This window comes from Kitasatospora sp. NPDC058170, assembly GCF_042883905.1.
Lineage (GTDB): Bacteria > Actinomycetota > Actinomycetes > Streptomycetales > Streptomycetaceae > Kitasatospora.
Map to the genome: position 1 here is coordinate 174,374 of NZ_JBHVUV010000001.1, position 14,647 is coordinate 189,020.

General features: G+C 73.8%; 10 protein-coding genes. 7 read left to right on the forward strand and 3 right to left on the reverse strand.

Annotation, left to right across the window (positions count from 1 at the left end; genetic code table 11):
• Nucleotides 1-324 precede the first annotated feature (324 nt).
• Nucleotides 325-3,033, forward strand: coding sequence for a pyruvate, phosphate dikinase (gene ppdK, locus ACFVVX_RS00790; protein WP_387939866.1), 2,709 nt, complete (start codon nt 325-327; stop codon nt 3,031-3,033).
• A gap of 258 nt (nt 3,034-3,291) precedes the next feature.
• Entirely contained in the window at nt 3,292-3,846 is a 555-nt protein-coding gene (locus tag ACFVVX_RS00795; RefSeq protein WP_387939868.1) for a ribonuclease domain-containing protein, read from the forward strand.
• Nucleotides 3,847-3,893: 47 nt separating this feature from the next.
• Here ACFVVX_RS00795 and ACFVVX_RS00800 read toward each other — a convergent pair whose 3' ends face one another.
• Together ACFVVX_RS00800 and ACFVVX_RS00805 are read right to left on the reverse strand one after the other, a co-directional pair.
• A complete protein-coding gene (locus tag ACFVVX_RS00800; protein WP_387939870.1) occupies nt 3,894-4,898 on the reverse strand; it encodes a hypothetical protein in 1,005 nt (334 codons plus the stop codon).
• A gap of 170 nt (nt 4,899-5,068) precedes the next feature.
• The gene (locus ACFVVX_RS00805; protein ID WP_387939872.1) at nt 5,069-5,794 is read right to left on the reverse strand and encodes a GNAT family N-acetyltransferase; all 726 of its coding nucleotides are present in this window, start codon (nt 5,792-5,794) and stop codon (nt 5,069-5,071) included.
• A gap of 658 nt (nt 5,795-6,452) precedes the next feature.
• Between ACFVVX_RS00805 and ACFVVX_RS00810 the strand changes: the two genes are divergently transcribed.
• The 5 genes from ACFVVX_RS00810 (at nt 6,453) to ACFVVX_RS00830 (ending at nt 13,499) form a co-directional block, all read left to right on the forward strand.
• Nucleotides 6,453-7,397 carry a PAC2 family protein gene (locus ACFVVX_RS00810; protein ID WP_387939874.1) on the forward strand — a complete coding sequence of 315 codons (945 nt, stop codon included), beginning with the start codon at nt 6,453-6,455 and terminating at the stop codon, nt 7,395-7,397.
• A gap of 209 nt (nt 7,398-7,606) precedes the next feature.
• Nucleotides 7,607-8,599, forward strand: coding sequence for an SGNH/GDSL hydrolase family protein (locus ACFVVX_RS00815; protein WP_387939876.1), 993 nt, complete (start codon nt 7,607-7,609; stop codon nt 8,597-8,599).
• Nucleotides 8,600-8,728: 129 nt separating this feature from the next.
• On the forward strand, nt 8,729-10,039 hold the full coding sequence (locus tag ACFVVX_RS00820; RefSeq protein ID WP_387939878.1) for a deoxyguanosinetriphosphate triphosphohydrolase: 1,311 nt from the start codon (nt 8,729-8,731) through the stop codon (nt 10,037-10,039).
• Between the two features lie 80 nt (nt 10,040-10,119).
• Nucleotides 10,120-12,030, forward strand: coding sequence for a DNA primase (gene dnaG, locus ACFVVX_RS00825; RefSeq protein WP_387939880.1), 1,911 nt, complete (start codon nt 10,120-10,122; stop codon nt 12,028-12,030).
• Between the two features lie 182 nt (nt 12,031-12,212).
• Nucleotides 12,213-13,499 carry an RNA polymerase sigma factor gene (locus ACFVVX_RS00830; RefSeq protein WP_387939882.1) on the forward strand — a complete coding sequence of 429 codons (1,287 nt, stop codon included), beginning with the start codon at nt 12,213-12,215 and terminating at the stop codon, nt 13,497-13,499.
• 25 nt (nt 13,500-13,524) lie between these two features.
• Here ACFVVX_RS00830 and ACFVVX_RS00835 read toward each other — a convergent pair whose 3' ends face one another.
• Nucleotides 13,525-14,568, reverse strand: coding sequence for a DUF2690 domain-containing protein (locus ACFVVX_RS00835; RefSeq protein ID WP_387939884.1), 1,044 nt, complete (start codon nt 14,566-14,568; stop codon nt 13,525-13,527).
• Nucleotides 14,569-14,647 lie beyond the last annotated feature (79 nt).

The following is a 14,647-nucleotide window of genomic DNA, read 5'->3' on the forward strand; positions in this document are numbered from 1 at the left end:
GGCGGTGAATCGCTTCCCGAAGGGGGTCGGCGCGGATCGGCCGGTCCGGGTGCAGGAAATCAAGCCGGGGCAACACGGGCGGCGCCCGACCGCTACCCTCCGTCCCTCATATGTGATCTTCCGGTTTCCCCACGTTCAAGAGTTGAACGCTAGCTAGCGTCATCCGGACGATTTCACCAACAGAGGTGAACGCCTTTACGTGCATTAGATCTGTCGGGTTACCGCCGGGTACGGGAGGCGTACGCCCTATTGGCGGCGCAGAAGTGCCTTCGAAATGGGTATGTTCTCCGGCGTCAGGGCAACCGTGTGCGAGGAGACCGACCCGTGCCGTCCCAGCAGAAGTTTGTTTACTCCTTCACCGAAGGAAACAAGGACCTCAAGGATCTTCTTGGCGGCAAGGGCGCGAACCTGGCCGAGATGACCAACCTGGGCCTCCCCGTCCCTCCGGGGTTCACCATCACCACCGAGGCCTGCAAGGTCTTCCTGGAGACCGGTAGCGAGCCCACCTCGCTGCACAAGGAGATCAGCGCCCACCTGGAAGCCCTTGAGCAGGAGATGGGCAAGAAGCTCGGCCAGGCGGACAACCCGCTCCTGGTGTCCGTGCGCTCCGGTGCCAAGTTCTCCATGCCCGGCATGATGGACACCGTCCTGAACATCGGCCTCTCGGACGTCTCGGTGACCGGTCTGGTCGCCCAGTCCGGCAACGAGCGTTTCGCCTGGGACTCCTACCGCCGCCTGGTCCAGATGTTCGGCAAGACCGTGCTGGGCGTCGACGGCGAGCTGTTCGAGGACGCCCTGGACGAGGCCAAGCACGCCAAGGGCACCACCGACGACCTGGACCTGGACGCTTCCGACCTCCGGGAACTGGTCGAGGTGTTCAAGGGCATCGTCCAGCGCGAGACCGGCCGGGACTTCCCGCAGGACCCGCGCGAGCAGATGGACCTCGCCGTCCACGCCGTCTTCCACTCCTGGAACGGCGACCGGGCCCGCCTGTACCGCCGCCAGGAGCGCATCCCGAACGACCTGGGCACGGCGGTCAACGTCTGCACCATGGTCTTCGGCAACCTCGGCGAGGACTCCGGCACCGGTGTCGCCTTCACCCGCGACCCCTCCACGGGCGCCGTCGGCGTCTACGGCGACTACCTGTCCAACGCCCAGGGCGAGGACGTCGTCGCCGGCATCCGCAACACCCTGCAGCTGGCCGACCTCGAGCAGCTCGACAAGAAGTCGTACGACGAGCTGATGGCGATCATGCTGAAGCTCGAGAACCACTACCGCGACCTCTGCGACATCGAGTTCACCATCGAGCGCGGCAAGCTCTGGATGCTCCAGACCCGGATCGGCAAGCGCACCGCCGCCGCCGCCTTCCGGATCGCCGTCCAGCTGGTCGACCAGGGTCTGATCGACCTGGACGAGGCCCTGATGCGGGTCACCGGCGGCCAGCTCTCGCAGCTGATGTTCCCGCGCTTCGCCCCGGACTCGACCTCCAAGCAGATCGCCTGGGGCCTGGCCGCCTCGCCCGGCGCCGCGATCGGCAAGATCGTCTTCGACTCCTACACCGCGGTGAAGTGGTCGCGCTCCGGCGAGAGGGTCATCCTGGTCCGCCGCGAGACCAACCCGGACGACCTGGACGGCATGATCGCCGCCGAGGGCATCCTCACCTCGCGCGGCGGCAAGACCTCGCACGCCGCCGTGGTCGCCCGCGGCATGGGCAAGACCTGTGTCTGCGGTGCCGAGGAGCTCGAGGTCGACACCAAGCGCCGCCGGATGACCACCTCCGACGGCCTGGTGCTGGAGGAGGGCGACGTCGTCTCCATCGACGGCGCCACCGGTAAGGTCTACCTGGGCGAGGTACCCGTCCTGCCGTCCCCGGTGGTCGAGTACTTCGAGGGCACCCTGCACGCGGGCGCCGACGTCCAGGGCGGTCTGGTCCAGGCCGTGCACCGGCTGATGTCGCACGCCGACGTCCGCCGCCGGCTCGCGGTGCGCGCCAACGCGGACAACTCCGAGGACGGCGGGCGCGCCCGCCGCTACGGCGCCCAGGGCATCGGCCTGTGCCGCACCGAGCACATGTTCCTCGGCGAGGAGCGCCGCAAGGAGGTCGAGCACCTCATCCTGGCGGACAACGACAAGGACCGGGAGCTCGCCCTGTCCACCCTGCTGCCGCTGCAGAAGGGCGACTTCCTGGAGCTCTTCCAGGCGATGGACGGGCTGCCGGTCACGGTGCGCCTGCTCGACCCGCCGCTGCACGAGTTCCTGCCCGACATCACCGAGCTGTCGGTGCGCGTCGCCCTCGCCGAGGCCCGCAAGGACCCGAACGAGAACGACCTGCGGCTGCTCCAGGCCGTGCACAAGCTGCACGAGCAGAACCCGATGCTCGGCCTGCGCGGGGTGCGCCTCGGCCTGGTCATCCCCGGCCTGTTCGGCATGCAGGTCCGCGCCATCGCCGAGGCCGCCGCCGAGCGCCGGCTGGCCGGCGGGGACCCGCGCCCCGAGGTGATGATCCCGCTGGTCGGCACCGTCCAGGAGCTGGAGCTGGTCCGCGACGAGTGCGAGCGCGTGCTCGCCGAGGTCGCCCAGTCCACCGGCGTCCAGCTGGACATCAAGCTCGGCACCATGATCGAGCTGCCGCGTGCCGCCCTGACGGCGGGCCAGATCGCCGAGGCCGCCGAGTTCTTCTCCTTCGGCACCAACGACCTCACCCAGACGGTCTGGGGCTTCTCCCGGGACGACGTGGAGGCCTCCTTCTTCACGGCCTACCTGGAGAAGGGCATCTTCGGGGTCTCCCCGTTCGAGACCATCGACCGGGACGGCGTCGGCGCGCTGGTCAAGCACGCCGTCGAGGCCGGCCGGGCCACCCGCCCCGACCTCAAGCTCGGTGTCTGCGGCGAGCACGGCGGCGACCCGGAGTCGGTGCACTTCTTCCACGAGGTGGGGCTGGACTACGTCTCCTGCTCCCCCTTCCGGATCCCGGTGGCGCGCCTGGAGGCAGGCCGCGCCGCCATCGAGACGGCGGGCAGCGACTCGCGCTGACGGCGGCGCCCTCCCGGCCAGGCATCGGCCGGGAGGGCCCGTCACAGCGCGGTCCCATCGCTGACCGCACCCCCTCCCACCGGGAGGGCGTACACCGGAGCTCGGCGCAGGAGAACCGGCGTACGTAACGCAGCCGGGGCGGGGACGGACAATGGCGTCCGTCCCCGCCCCGGACGCATGTCCGCGCACGGCCGGGTGTGGCGACGACCACCCGCGCGGTTGCCGGGCCGCACCCGGGCCGGCTGCCAAGCTGGGCCCATGACCAGCAGAAACCGCCTCTTCGCCGTCGTGGCCGTCCTGCTCTGCGCACTCGCCGCGGCGGCCGGGTACCTGCTCTCCGACGACGGATCGAGCCACCCGAAGGCCGCCGCGTCCGCCGCCTCGACCGCCTCCGCGACCTCCCCGGGCTCCGCGGCGCCGAAGCCGAGTGCCCCGAGGCCGAGTGCCCCGAAGCCGAGCGCGCCGGGATCCAGCGCCCCGCTGCCCTCCCCGCCGGCCGGCACCGCCGCCTGGGTGCCCACCGACCCCGCACTGGCCGACGTCTGCCGCACCGGGCTGCCCGGTCAGGCCCTGGACACCCTCGGCCTGATCGCCAGGGGCGGCCCGTACCCGTACCGCTCGGACGGCATCGTCTTCGAGAACCGCGAGAACCGCCTCCCGCGCAAGGCCGCCGGCTACTACCACGAGTACACCGTCGTCACCCCCGGCTCGAACGACCGCGGCACCCGCCGGGTGGTCACCGGCACCGCGGGCGAGCAGTACTGGACGGCCGACCACTACGCCTCCTTCCAGGAGATCGACTCGCGCTGCTGAAAGTACGTTCCACCCAGGAAAGTGGATGCCGTGGTGTCCGCGCCGGATCAGCGGGCGCGGCGCCAGGTGAGGCGGGCGTGCGGGCCGTGCGGGCCGGTGGCGAGGAGGGTGCGCAGCTCCTGCAGCACGGGGGCCGGGTCGCGGCGCAGCTGGGTCGGGGTGGTGCGGACCACCGGGAGCCCGGCGGCGGTGAGGCGGTTGGCCCGGGCCAGGCTGTGCTCGTGGTCGGCCGGGCGCAGGTGCCAGGCCCGGGAGTCGATCTCCAGCGCCACACAGGCCTGCGGCCAGTAGGCGTCCGGGACGGCGAGGAAGCGGCCGTCCAGGTGCAGGACCGGGTTCCACAGCGGCTCGGGCAGGCCGGACTCCCGCACCAGCTCGCGGGCCTCGCCCTCGACCACCGACCGCACTCCGGCCGCCAGCTCCTCCACCACCCGGGCGACCGGGGGCAGCGCGAGGGCGCCCGGCCGGGCGATCAACTGCTCCATCAGCTCGCCGAGTTCGCAGTGCCGCCGCTGCACCGCCTCCGCGCACAGCGCCCGGAACCGGCGCTGTCCGTTCCCCCGGGGCGCGAGGTCGGCCAGCGCCCGGGCGACGGTGGTGCTCCACAGTCCGTCGTCCCGCTCGAAGCCGCCCGGCATCGGGCCGGCGGCCCGGTGGATCCGGACGAAGGACCGGTCCGCGACCCGGCGGGCGCCGGGGATCAGCACGTCGACCTCCGTCAGGTCGGCCGGGTGCCCCGCACTCGGCAGCCCGGCGTCGGCCAGCACGGCCACCCCGGTCAGCAGCACCTCCCCGGCCCGCGCCGCCCGGCCCTTGGGGGCCGCGTAGGCCAGGGCCGCCCGCAGCCGCTGGTGGGCGGTCAGCCGGCCGTTCTGCAGGTGGATCACCCGGGGCAGCACCTGCTGCCAGGGCCCGCCCGGTCGCAGCCGGTGGGCGATCGTGCCGGACGGCACGCCGAGCTGGTTCAGCTGCGCGCGGGTGGTGATGTGCTGCTGGTCGGCGCCGAGCAGCAGCAGCGGGTCGATCCGGTCGAGACGATCGGGACGGGTCATGCCCCGGTCGTGCCCACCCGGGTCGGATGTATGCGAAACATCGCCCGTCGGGGGAGCGGCGGACAGGGATGTTGACGAGCCTTCGGGCGGCGCGCCGGGCCGGCACCGCTGACCTCCCCCTCCCGACCGGCCCTCGACGCGCCCGGCGGCCGGGCGGGCGGGAGTGGCCCTCAGGCCGTGATCAGCTGGCCGCCGCCGCCGTGTCTAAGGCACTCCTGGTTGATCGCCCGGTCCGGGGCGCTGGGCGAGGTGGCGGCGGCGATCCGCAGCTCGATGATGTCCCGCACGGCGGGCCACTCCGAGTCGAGGATCGAGTAGAACGCGGTGGAGCGCACCACCCCGTCCAGACCGCGCGAGTGCGCCCGGCGGACGCCCTCGGAGGTCGCGCCGAGGCGCTCGATGGCGGCCCGGGAGCGCAGGTTGCGGGCGTCGGCGCGCAGCGAGATCCGCTGCACCCCCCACTCCTCGAAGGCATACCGCAGCATCAGCAGCTTGGCCTCGGTGTTGATGCCGGTGCCCTGGGCGCGCGGGGAGAGCCAGGTGTTGCCGATCTCGGCGGCGTCCGGCACCGCGGTCGCCGGGTCGCCGAACGGCACCCCGGGCACCGGCGGCCAGACCACGGGGCCCTGCCAGTAGTCGAGTTCCAGGAACCGGGTGGAGCCGACCACCCGGCCGTCGGCGGCACTCACCGTCGCGAACGGCAGCGACCGGCCCGCGGCCCGGTCGGCGAGGGCGCGCGCGATGTAGTCGCGGGCCGCTTCCAGGCCGTGCGGGACGGGGGTGAAGGCGTAGGTCGTACGGTCCTCGGCGCCGGCCCGGGCAAGGGCCTCGGCGTGGTGCGCGGCGAGGGGCTCCAGCCGCACGGTGCGGCCGGTGAGGATGACAGGTACGGGCACGGAACCTTCGGTCCTTCGGCGGTCGGAGGATGCCGTCCGCGCCGGGGTTGCGGCGTGGGCGGCACTGGACGTTCGCCCCGCCCGGACTCCGCCGCCGGGTACCCGTGCAGGCCGGAGGTCCGGTGCGCGGGGCGGGGGCGGCGGCCCGGAGGCGGGCACGCGGTGCCGGAACGGACACGGATCCACGGACCGGTCCGGCGGGATGAGCGAGGGGACAGTGTGCGTCCGCGAAATGGCCGAAGAGGAAACGAGAGCGCGAAGGGAAGCAGGCGGCCAGGTGAAGGCAAGATGCGTCGTGGGTGGCTGGCCGAGCACCGGGCCGGGACGTGATCGACGGCGTTACGGACGACGTGACGACGACGCGACGATGCGAGGCAGCGAGAGGACGATACCCGCCAGAAGGCGGTGCGTCACTTCGCGGCACACGAATGGGCGCGCAGGTCTCCCCGGAGCCTGCCGGGAAGGGCCGCCGAACGCCTGTGACCAGCGGGTTTCCCGCCGGGTGCGATCATGGTCGGGGAGCCCTTCCAGCGGGGCTCCGGGCAGTCGCCGGGGTGCGGCCGCGACGATGCCCGGCGCTGTCGGGAATTCCGGCGGGGCCGGGCACGCTGGACGAGGAGAACGCAGGTGACGAGTAGAGATCGGGGTTGGGTGCGCGGTGCGTGATCCCCAGGCGCTGTACGAGCTTGATCAGCAGGGTGTGGCCGCCGTGGCCGCGGCGAACGCCGCGTTGGGCGACACCGGCGCCGGCCTGGTCCTGCTCCACCACTTCGAGGGCTTCATGGACGCCGGCGAGGCCGGCGGCCAGGTGGTGGCCCACCTGCTGGAGGAGGGGGCCCCGCAGGTGGTGGCCCGTTTCGACCACGACCGGCTGGTCGACTACCGGGCCCGTCGGCCCGCGATGGTCTTCGACCGCGAGCACTGGTCCACCTACGAGCCGCCGGAGATCCTGCTGCAGCTCGTCCACGACGCGGCCGGCTCGCCGTTCCTGCTGCTCAGCGGGCCCGAGCCGGACGTCGAGTGGGAGCGCTTCATCGCCGCCGTCCGCGAGCTGGTCGAGCGCTTCGAGGTGCGGCTGACGCTCGACTTCCACGGCATCCCGATGGGCGTGCCGCACACCCGCCCGGTCGGCCTGACCCCGCACGGGACGCGGCTGGACCTCGCCGCCGGGTACCCGCAGTGGTTCGAGCAGGCCCAGGTGCCGGGCAGCGCCCAGGCCCTGCTGGAGTACCGGCTGGCCGAGGCCGGGCACGACGTGCTCGGCTTCGCCGTGCACGTGCCGCACTACGTGGCGCGCTCGGAGTACCCGGCCGCGGCGGTGCTGATCCTGGAGGCCGTGCAGTCGGCGACCGGCCTGGTGCTGCCGGGCACGCAGCTGCGCGAGCGGGTCGGCGAGGTGTACGCCGACATCGAGGAGCAACTGGCGCAGGGCGACGGCGACCTGCGGTCGGCGATCCGGGGGATGGAGGGCCAGTACGACGCGGTCGCGGGCGCCGAGGGCCGGGAGAGCCTGCTGGCCGAGCCGGTCGACCTGCCGTCCGCGGACGAGCTGGGCCGGCGCTTCGAGGAGTTCCTGGCCGAGCACGAGCGCGGACCGGAGTAGCAGCACCGCAGTGGCAGCGGAGTGGAGGAGCGGACCGGGCTCCGGCCGCGGCCGGGTCAAGGCCTGGTCAAACCTGGTCGGGGCCCGGGAAATTTCCCGGGGCCGGGAGTCATCGGGAGCGGTCGTTCGTTGGGCGGGAGGTGCCCGGGGGACGGGCCGCCGTCCGGAGAACACTTCTGAACTCCTACCCCCGGGGGGACTTCGTGCTGATGACCAGGCGCCCGACCGCCGTGCTGACGGTCGGGCTGGCCGCCCTGCTGCTGGCCGGCTGCAGCGGCGGGAGCGAATCGGACGGCGGTCAGGCCAAGGGCTTCGGCGGCGCCCTGCCCGGCCGCACCACGGCCGGCCCGACACCCACCCCGACCCCGCCCCCGACCGGGCCGTACGTCGCGCTGGGGGACTCGTACACGGCGGGCCTGAAGCTCAGCCCGCAGGTGGGGGAGCCGCAGGGCTGCTCCCGCTCCGCCGTCAACTACCCCTCCCTGGTGGCCAAGGCGCTCGGCCTGGCGCAGGAGCAGTTCCGCGACGTCAGCTGCAGCGGCGCCCGCACCGGCGACCTGACGGGTGCCCAGCAGACCGACGGCGGCACGGCCAACCCGCCGCAGCTGGACGCGCTCTCCCCGGCCACCCGCCTGGTGACCGTCGGGATCGGCGGCAACGACGCCGGGTTCATGGAGGTCGTCGGCCAGTGCGCCAAGGAGAACCTGGTGGACGCGGTGAAGGGCCTGGTCGGCTCCGGCCGCGCCGCGGCGCCCTGCCGGGACCACTACTCCTCGGGAACCGGCGCGGACCAGGTGCAGCGCAAGGTGGACGCGGCCGGGGAGCGGCTGGGCCAGGTGCTGCAGGAGATCAGGCGCCGCTCCCCGCAGGCCCGGGTCTACGTGGTCGGCTACCCGGGGCTGCTCCCCGCCGACCCGGGCGGCTGCGCGCCGGTGCTCGGCGCCGCCGTGGCCGCCGCCGACCTGGGCTTCCTGGTCGAGAAGGAGCAGCAGCTGAACGCCATGCTCAAACGCCGGGCGGAGACGGCCGGCGCGGTCTTCGTGGACGCCGCCGCACCCTCGGCCGGCCACGACATGTGCGCGGGTGAGGCGGCCCGCTGGGTCGAGCCGCCGTTCCCGGCCCCCGGCCTGGCGGCCATCCACCCCAACGCCCAGGGACAGCAGGGCCTGGCCACCGCCGTCCTGAAGGCCGTCCGGGGCTGAGTCACCCCGCCGGCACCGACGCCGCCCGGGCCCGCGCCGGCGTACGACCAAGGGTTCACGCCCCGGCCCGCGCCCCTTCGCGCGCGGCTCACCTCGGGTGTCGGAGCCTCGGCGTACCGTGATTGGCATATGGACGACACCGCGCACCGCCTCACCGCCGCCCCGACCCCGTACGACCACGCCGCCGAGGCCCGCTGGGTGCCCGAACCGGACAAGCGCCCCGGCCGGACGGCGTTCCAGCGCGACCGCGCCCGGGTGCTCCACTCCGCCGCGCTGCGCCGGCTCGCCGGCACCACCCAGGTGGTCGCCCCGATGCGCAGCGACTTCCCCCGTACGCGGCTGACCCACTCGCTCGAATGCGCCCAGGTCGGCCGGGAGTTGGGCGCGGCGCTGGGCTGCGACCCGGACCTCGTCGAGACCGCCTGCCTGGCCCACGACATCGGCCACCCGCCGTTCGGCCACACCGGCGAGGAGGCGCTCGACCAGGCCGCCGAGGCCTGCGGCGGCTTCGAGGGCAACGCCCAGTCGCTGCGCATCCTCACCCGCCTGGAGCCCAAGCGGTTCGCCCCGCAGGACGAGCAGCCGGCCCGGCTCGCGCCCTGGCCCGGCCGCAGCGTCGGCCTCAACCTCTCCCGCGCCGCGCTGGACGCCGCCACCAAGTACCCGTGGAGCCGCGGCTCCCACCCCACCGACCCGGCCTCGCCCAAGTTCGGCGTCTACGCCGACGACCTGCCGGTCTTCCGCTGGATGCGGGCCGGCTCCCCGACCGGGCGCAAGTGCTTCGAGGCCACCGTCATGGACTGGTCCGACGACGTCGCCTACTCCACCCACGACGTCGAGGACGGCCTCCAGGCCGGCCACATCGACCCGGCCGCGCTGCGCGCCCCCGGCGAGCGCGCCGAACTGTTCAAGGTCGCCGAGCGCTACGCCCGGGACGCCGAGCCCGAGGAGCTGGACGCCGCCCTGGACCGGCTGCTCGCCCAGGAGTGGTGGCCCCGCTCGTACGACGGCACGGCCCGTGCCAGGGCCGGGCTGAAGGACCTCACCAGCCAGCTGATCGGCCGCTTCTGCCTGGGCGCCGAGCAGGCCACCCGGGCCCGCTACGGCCCGGGCCGGCTCACCCGGTACGGGGCCGAGCTGGTGGTGCCGCGCGACGTCCGGCTGGAGTGCGCGGTGCTCAAGGCGGTCGCCGTCCGGTACGTGATGCAGCGCGACGAGCAGGCCCAGCTGCGGGCCCGCCAGCGGATCGTGATCGCCGAGCTGGCCTACGTGCTCACCCAGCGCGCCCCCGAGGGGCTGGACCCGGTCTTCGCCGCCCTCTACCAGGAGGCCGAGGACGACCGCGCGGCCCTGCGGGCGGTGATCGACCAGATCGCCACCCTCACCGACGCCTCCGCCCTGGCGCTGCACGCCAAGCTGGTCGGCGCCGCCTGGACGTAACGGTCCCCGCGCCGGCCCGGCGGGAGGGCCCGGCAGGAAAGCCCGGCGGGAAACGACCCCCGGCACCGTAGACTTCCTGGGTGGCCGGGCGGATCAGGGACGAAGACGTACAGGCGGTGCGCAGCGCACTGCCCATCGACGTGGTGGTCGGCGACTACGTACAGCTCACCAACGGTGGCGGTGGCGAGTACAAGGGCGTCTGCCCGTTCCACGACGAGAAGTCCGCCTCCTTCTACGTGAACCCCGCCAAGGGCGTCTTCCACTGCTTCGGCTGCCAGGAGAACGGCGACACCATCGCCTTCCTGATGAAGATCGAGCACTTCACCTTCGCCGAGGCCGTCGAGCGGATGGCCGCCCAGGCCAACATCACCCTGCGCTACGAGGAGGGCGGCTACAGCCCCCGCCACCAGCAGGGCGAGCGCACCCGCCTGGTCGAGGCGCACAAGGTGGCGGCCGCCTACTACCAGGAGCAGCTGGCCTCGCCGGAGGCGGAGATCGGCCGCCGCTTCCTCGCCGAGCGCGGCTTCGACGAGCAGGCGGCGCAGACCTTCGGCGTCGGCTACGCGCCGGTCGGCTGGGAGCACCTGGTGCGCTACCTGCGCGGCAAGGGCTTCAGCGACAAGGAGATCCTGCTCGGCGGCCTGGCCTCGCAGGGCCAGCGCGGCGGCCTGATCGACCGCTTCCGGGGCCGGCTGGTCTGGCCGATCCGGGACATCGCGGGCGAGGTGGTCGGCTTCGGCGCCCGCCGCCTGCGCGAGGACGACAACGGCCCGAAGTACCTCAACACCCCCGAGACGCCGATCTACAAGAAGTCCCACGTGCTCTACGGCATCGACCTGGCGAAGAAGGACATCGCCAAGTCGGGCCGGGCCGTGGTGGTCGAGGGCTACACCGACGTGATGGCCTGCCACCTGGCGGGCGTCACCTCGGCGGTGGCCACCTGCGGCACCGCGTTCGCCGAGGACCACATCAAGATCATCCGCCGGCTGCTGATGGACACCTCCCAGTACCGCGGTGAGACGGTCTTCACCTTCGACGGCGACGCGGCCGGCCAGAAGGCCGCGCTCCGGGCCTTCGAGGACGACCAGAAGTTCGCGGCCAAGACCTCCATCGCGGTCAGCCCCGGCGGAATGGACCCGTGCGACCTGCGCCTGGCCCAGGGCGACGAGGCGGTCCGCGCGCTGGTCGAGAACTCCGTCCCGCTCTTCGAGTTCGCGCTCCGGACGGCGGTCGCGCAGCACCGGGTGGAGACGCCCGAGGGGCAGGCGGCCGCGATGGAGGCCGCGGCGCCGATCGTCGCCAGGATCAAGGACCAGTCCGTCCGCCACGGCTACGCGGTCCGCCTGGCCGGACTGCTGGGGGTGACCCCGGGCGACGAGCAGTTCGTCGTGCGGCGGATCACCCAGCTGGCCCGCTGGGACCGCGAGCGCCAGCAGAACCCGCGCGCCGCCCAGCAGCGCCGCCCCGAGCCGGTCCAGCCCGTCCAGCAGGCCCGCCCGGTGTTCCGGCTCAACCCGCGCGACCCGGCCCAGTTCGTCGAGCGCGAGCTGCTCAAGCTGGCCCTGCAGCACCCGGAGCTGGTCGCCCCGGCCTTCGACCACTACGGCGAGGACGAGTTCCCCACCCCGCCGTACAAGGCCGTGCGCCGTGCCATCGGCCAGGCCGGCGGCGCCGCGTACGGGGCCACGCTGGCCGACTTCACCAGCACGGTGCGCGAGGCCTGTCCGGACGACCAGGTGCGCTCCCTGGTCACCGAGCTGACCGTGGAGCCGGTGCGCTCACGCCGCAAGGTGGACGCGGTCTACGCGGGGGAGTTCCTGGTCAAGCTGCGCCTGCTGGCGGTGGACCGGCGGGTCGACGAGGTCCGCGCGCACCTGCAGCGGCTCGGCACCCGCGCCTCGGCCGAGGAGCAGCACGCGGTGCAGTCCGAGCTGTGGCAGCTCCAGCAGTACGGGCAGGGCCTGCGCAGCCGGGGCGCCGCCGGGCTGTAGGCCGTGGCCCGTCCGGAGGCGGCCGCCCGGCGGGCGGCCGCCTCCGGACGGGCCGGCGGCAGCCGGTGGTCGGCAGAAAGTCCGCGCACGAGTCTCGGCCACGGAGCGTGGTGTGCCGCACACTGGAGGGCGTCCCACCTCCGTACAGCGCGGGTCCGCCAGAGTCGCGCCCGCCCCGAGGGATGCCCGTGGACCCAGGCCTTGCCGCCACCGCCCGCCCGACCACCGCCCGCCCGACCACCGACCCGCCCGCCTCCGATGACGCCCCCGCCGGCGCCTCCGAGGACCGCGACGACGACCACGGCCGGGCCCAGGCCCCGCCGACGGACGGCGCCCGGGTGCCCGCGCAGGGCCACCCGGACGGCCACCCCGAAGCCCTGGACGGCGAGGACGCCGAGGGTGCCGAGGGTGCCGAGGAGGCCGGCGCCGCAGACGGTGCCGACGACCGCCCGGACACCCCTCGCACCCCGGGCCGCTCGGACCGCCTGGACCGCCTTGACCGCTCGGACCGCTCGGACCGCTCGGACGGCGAGGCCGCCGGACCCGCCGGGGTGACCGGCCCGGCGGCCGACATGCTCCGCCAGTACCTGCGCGAGATCGGCCGGATCCGGTTGCTCAACGCCGCCGAGGAGGTGGAGCTGGCCCGCCAGATCGAGGCCGGCCTCTTCGCCGAGGAGCAGCTGAACAGCGCGTCGGCCCCGCCCGACCCGCTGGCCGGTGAGCTGGACACCCTGGTGGTGATCGGCCGGATCGCCAAACGGCGGCTGATCGAGGCCAACCTGCGGCTGGTGGTCTCGGTCGCCAAGCGCTACGTCGGCCGCGGGCTGACCCTGCTGGACCTCGTCCAGGAGGGCAACCTCGGCCTGATCCGGGCGGTGGAGAAGTTCGACTACGCCCGGGGCTACAAGTTCTCCACCTATGCCACCTGGTGGATCCGGCAGGCGATGAGCCGCGCGCTGGCCGACCAGGCCCGGACGATCCGGGTGCCGGTGCACGTCGTCGAGCTGATCAACCGGGTGATCCGGGTGCAGCGCTCACTGCTCCAGGAACGCGGGATCGAACCCGGCGCGGCCGACATCGCCGCCGCCCTGGAGCTCACCGAGGAACGGGTGCGCGAGCTGCTGAGACTGGCGCAGGAGCCGATCTCGCTGCACACCCCGGTGGGGGAGGAGGACGACGTCGCGCTCGGCGACCTGATCGAGGACGCCGACGCCGCGTCACCCGCCGAGTCCGCGACCTTCCTGCTGCTGCGTCAGCACCTGGAGGCGGTGCTGGCCACCCTCGGCGAGCGCGAGCGCCAGGTCGTCCAGCTCCGCTACGGCCTGGACGACGGCCGCCCCCGCACCCTGGAGGAGATCGGCGGCCTGTTCGGGGTGACCCGCGAGCGGATCCGCCAGATCGAGTCCAAGACCCTGGTCAAGCTCCGCGACCACGCCTTCGCCGCACAGCTGCGCGGCTACCTCGACTAGGGCTTGTCCTGGCTCCGGAGCCCGTTCAGGAGGACGAGGGCGAGGGAGCGGCCGCGGCCGGCGGCGGGGAGGCCGGGCCGATCGGGATCGGGGTGGAGGCCACCAGGTTGGCGAGGTCGGTGACGGTCACCGTGCACGCGTCGCCGACCGGCTCCGGCTGGTGGCCGCAGACCTGGAAGGTGGTGCCCGGGTCCGCCGCGTTCACCATCGCCGAGTAGTTGTCGTAGCCCCAGTGGATCAGGGCGGTCTCCACCTCGCCGGCGCTGGTGGTGACGGTGGAGGTGTCGCCCGGCGCGCCCTCGGTGATGGCCGCCCAGGCGGCCTGGCACTTCTGGCTGTAGCGCAGGTAGACGACCACCTTGCCGATGTTGACGGTCTGCAGGGTGCGGGCGTCGGCGCCGCAGCCGGTGGTCTTCGGGTCCTTGTGCGAGCAGCCGATGGCCTGGCAGCCGGGTACCGCCGGGGCCGGCGCCGCGGGCTTGGAGGGGGTGGCCTGGCTCGCCGTGGGGGTCGGGACGGGCTGCGCGACGGCGGCCGGGGCCTCTCCGGCGCCGCCCGAGAGCCGGACTCCGGTCAGCACCAGCAGCGCCAGCACCGCGACCGCGGCGGTCACCAGCACCAGCGGCCGCCGCCACCACGTGCCGGCCGCCGGTCCGACCGCCGGCGCCGGTCCGGGTGCCGGCTCGGCTGCCGCCTCCGACGCGGCCTCCGAAGCCGCCTCAGGCGCCGCGTCCGCCTCCGCCGCTGCCGGCTCGGCGAGCACGGGAGCCTCCGAAGCCGCCTCCGCCGGGGCCTTCTCGACGCCCTCCGGCGCCGCGGCCTCCGCCCAGAGCGCCCGCAGCGTGGGGCCGTCGCACTCCACCGTCCCGATCAGCGCATCCAGCGCCTGCTCGGTGACGACCCGTTTGCCGTTCAGCCAGCGCTCCCAGGAGGCCCGGCTGTAGTGGGTCCGGGTGGCCAGCTCGGACAGCGAGAGCCCGGCCGCGTCCTTGATGGCGCGGAGCTCCTCCGTCAGACGTCTGGCGGGGTCGGACAGCTCGTCCGGCAGTTGCTTCCAGGCGGATGCCATGGGGGCCTTCCCAACGTGAGAAACGGCGGACGGGGGAACGGGGAGGGCCGAGGTGTGCACCGGCCCGGGGCCGTGGGGG

Excerpts from the sequence above, each read along its gene's own strand:
- ACFVVX_RS00795 (WP_387939868.1), top strand. The coding sequence starts at position 3,292 with ATGACCAGCAGAAACCGCCTCTTCGCCGTCGTGGCCGTCCTGCTCTGC.
- ACFVVX_RS00800 (WP_387939870.1), bottom strand. The coding sequence starts at position 4,898 with ATGACCCGTCCCGATCGTCTCGACCGGATCGACCCGCTGCTGCTGCTC.
- ACFVVX_RS00815 (WP_387939876.1), top strand. The coding sequence starts at position 7,607 with ATGACCAGGCGCCCGACCGCCGTGCTGACGGTCGGGCTGGCCGCCCTG.
- ACFVVX_RS00820 (WP_387939878.1), top strand. The coding sequence starts at position 8,729 with ATGGACGACACCGCGCACCGCCTCACCGCCGCCCCGACCCCGTACGAC.
- ACFVVX_RS00830 (WP_387939882.1), top strand. The coding sequence starts at position 12,213 with ATGCCCGTGGACCCAGGCCTTGCCGCCACCGCCCGCCCGACCACCGCC.
- ACFVVX_RS00835 (WP_387939884.1), bottom strand. The coding sequence starts at position 14,568 with ATGGCATCCGCCTGGAAGCAACTGCCGGACGAGCTGTCCGACCCCGCC.